Here is a 3408-nt window from a genome sequence, read left to right as displayed (position 1 = left end):
CACGTCCTCGGACATCTTGGCCAAGGCCCAGGCCAACAAGGACAAGCCGCAGATGCACGTGATGTTTCTGGACGACGGCATCATGGTGCGCGCCATGGGCATGGGCCTGTGCGAAAAGCAAAAGCCCAACCCGCACCTGAACGACATCTACCCCGCCGCGCGCTTCAAGGACGACCTGGCCAGCGGCGTGAGCCTGGGCATGACCGGCATCGCCTACAACACCAAGATGTTTGCCGAAAAGGGCTGGGCCGCGCCTACGTCGTGGATGGACTTTGCCGACCCCAAGTACAAGGGCAAGGTGGTGTTCCAGTCCATGCCGTCGTCGTCGTTCGGGCTGCACGGCTTTTTGATGTTCAACCGCATCCAGGGCGGCAACGACAAGAACGTGGAGCCAGGCTTCAACAACTGGGCCAAGACCATCGGCCCCAACGTGCTGGAGTACATCCCSAGCTCGGCCAAGMTKTCGGAGATGGTGCAGACSGGCGARGCSGCGATCTTCCCGCTCACGCCCACSRGCGTGGCSGCTTTGAAGGCCAAGGGCATTCCGGTGGAATACGCACAGCCCAAGGAGGGCTCGGTAGTGCTGATGRCSGGCCARTGCGTGATCGCSAASAACAGCGAACCCGAACTGGCGCAAAAGCTGGCCGAGTTTCTGCTGAGCCCGCTGGCACAGGCCAACGTGCTGCAGTTTGGCGCGCAGATTCCCACCAACCCCAAGGCGCCTGCCGTGGGTGAAGGTGCCGCCCAGGTCGCGCAGATCAGCCAGTGGATGAAAAACGCCGTGACGCTGGACTGGGACAGCGTGAACGCCAACCGCCCTGCGTGGAACGCGCGCTGGAACAAGACCATCGAGCGCTGAGAGGATATGGAGCGCGTGTGAACAGGCTACACCCGCTCACACTGGCGGGCCGTTTGTGACAAATGTCACCGGCCCCGCCATACCCTTCGGTGGTGGGGTGCCACAAACCGCTTCTTCGACTTCAGAATCCGGCGCCTGGGCATGCTGATTCGTTCAGCCCGTCCGCCACCATTCGAAGAAGAGGGATACCACCATGAAACGCTRGATCAAATGGACCGCAGGCAGCGCGCTGCTGCTGGGCGTGATCGTTGTCGCCACTGCCGCCAGCGGCCTGTACCTGGCCGAGCAAAAACGCAACCGCTACATCGACATCAAACCCCGCCCCGTGGCCTATACCACCGATGCGCAGACCATCGAACGTGGGCGCTATCTGTATGCATCGCGTGGCTGCACCGACTGCCATGGCGCACAAGGCACGGGCCGTGAGTTCGTCAACGATGGCAAGGGCACGCGCATCGTAGGACCCAACATCACGCCGGCTGGCGTGGTGGCGCGCTACCAGCCCGAGGACTGGAACAGCGTGATCCGCCATGGCGTCAAGCCCAACGGCCGCCCGGTGCTGGTCATGCCCAGCGAGGACTACAACCGCTTCACCAACGAAGACCTGAACGCCCTGGTGTCGTATGTGCGCCAGTTCCCCCCCAAGGAGGGCACGCAGGCCGTGGTCGATCTGCCGCACCCTGCCTGGGTGCTGTATGGGCTGGGTGCGATTCCCGACGCGGCCTCGCGCATTGACCACCAGCTGGCCCCCTCGCGGCCGACGGCTGCCGGAGTGACGCTGGCCAACGGCCAGTACGTGGCCAACATGTGCATCGGCTGCCATGGTGCCGACCTGTCGGGCGGCAAGATCCCCGGCGGCCCGCCTGACTGGCCTGCGGCAGCAGACATCCGCCCTGGCACACACAGTGCCGACAGCGCCCTGGCACGCTACCCCAACGCCGCAAGCTTTGTGGCCATGCTGCGCACGGGTAAGCGGCCTGACGGCACACCGATCCAGGTGATGCCCTTCGAGTCGCTCGGGCAACTCAGCGACGTGGATGCGCAAGCGCTGTACCTGTACCTGAACGCACCCTCTGGCAGCGTGAAGCAGGACGTGGGCAGCGCAACGGCCGGCAGCCAAAAGAGCAGCGCCAACACCGTGCCCTCCGGGCCGGGCGGGCTCAAGCTGCCAGGTTGACCTGAGAGCCTGTGGACGACCCCGCAGGGGGACGCCCGCAGACACTCAGACGAAAGAGCGGGCGACGGACCACGCCCCCAAAAATCGCTGCCCTGCTGACCCGCCCCCTTTGGACCACCCGCTGTGATGGCGGGTCAGCTGCCCGGGTGCTGATGTGCCTGGGGAGGCGAGACGGGCGCCTGGCTGTACGACCCCATGGGCCCACCGGGGCTGTTGGTAGGGCCGGCGGGCGCAGCCGGTGGTGCGCGGCGCACCCGTGGCACCACGCTGAGCTGCACGGTATCCAGCACCGGGCCGGGCACCACATTCAGCGCCTTGCGCGGCAGGTCCACCAGTTGCTCGGCGTGCCACACGCGCACCTGTGCGGCGCCATCCGGCACGCTGGCAAATCGGGCAATGCCATCGTTGTCGGTCTTGAGTGTCCAGGCCGAATCGGTCACAAACACGTGGCCGCGCATGGAACCGTGCAGGTGGCAACCCAGCAGCACCACGCCAGGGGTGTCGAGTTTGACGTCCGCAAAGTTGGCGGGCTTGCCGTCGGCCTTGCCGGCCAGGCGCAGCTCAAAATTGGAACTAGGCGCAGCAGGGGCCGCTGCAGCGGCCACGCCTGTAGGGTTGCCGCGCACATGGTGATCCCACCGGTCCTGGTTGGTGAAACGCACGGTGGTGCCGGGCATCACCACGGTGACGGCAGGCACAAAACGCATGCGCTCCTGCTCAATGGTGGGGCTGGGCTGCAGCAGGTTGGGAGCCGCGCCCGCAGTGGCACCGGGGTACACCACCACCACGGCGTCGGGCACTGGCTTGCCCTCGCGGTCCAGCACCTGAATTTGAACATTTCCGGCCCAAGCGCTAGTGAATATTGCGCTAGCAGCTATTAAAAATATAGCGTTTTTCATGGTCTTACCGCTTGGTGATCACATCACGGTGCATGGGCGCCAACAAGGCCAGCAGGCGGTTTTGTTGAGCGAACGGTATGCCCTGGGCATCCATGGCGCTTTGCAGCACCTCCACCAGGGCGTTGAAGTGGCCCTTATTGATGTCCATGTCGGCATGGGCCGATTTCATGTCAGCGCCTTCATATTTGCAAGGGCCCCCGCTCAACTGGCAAAACTGGTCGGTCAGGCTCTCCTTGAGGGCGGCTGGTTTGGTGTCCTTGAAGTGGCTGCCGATGCGTGGGTCCTTGACCACACGGTTCACAAAATCGTCCACCAGGCGGGTGATGCCAGGCTTTTCGCCCAGGGCCTGGTACAGGCCGGCAGGGGCTACAGGGGCTGCAGTGTTCGCCACCGGCGCCGCAGCGGTCTGCGCAAAAGCCGGGGCAGCCAGCAAGCCGCTCAGGGCGATGGCCATGGCGATGAGGGTTTTTGAG

The 3408-nt window shown here is 64.6% G+C and carries 4 protein-coding genes; 2 read left to right on the top strand and 2 right to left on the bottom strand.

All coding sequences use genetic code 11. From position 1 onward, the window contains the following. Both AC04MI_RS24230 and AC04MI_RS24225 read left to right on the top strand, forming a co-directional pair. Positions 1–859 (top strand): extracellular solute-binding protein (locus tag AC04MI_RS24230; RefSeq protein ID WP_476498930.1); only part of this gene is annotated, 859 nt, incomplete at its 5' end. Between the two features lie 193 nt (positions 860–1052). Then, on the top strand, positions 1053–2036 hold the full coding sequence (locus tag AC04MI_RS24225; protein WP_476498929.1) for a c-type cytochrome: 984 nt from the start codon (positions 1053–1055) through the stop codon (positions 2034–2036). Between the two features lie 134 nt (positions 2037–2170). On the opposite strand, the gene AC04MI_RS24220 is transcribed toward AC04MI_RS24225, so the two are convergent. Beyond that, positions 2171–2860 carry a cupredoxin domain-containing protein gene (locus AC04MI_RS24220; RefSeq protein WP_476498928.1) on the bottom strand — a complete coding sequence of 230 codons (690 nt, stop codon included), beginning with the start codon at positions 2858–2860 and terminating at the stop codon, positions 2171–2173. A gap of 79 nt (positions 2861–2939) precedes the next feature. Then, on the bottom strand, positions 2940–3408 hold a 469-nt coding region (locus AC04MI_RS24215; RefSeq protein WP_476498927.1), incomplete at its 5' end, for a group I truncated hemoglobin.

The sequence above is a fragment of the Acidovorax sp. LjRoot204 genome (assembly GCF_056175785.1).
The sequence above is the reverse complement of the archived record's forward strand: the minus strand, read 5'-3'. Positions and strand labels throughout refer to the sequence as shown.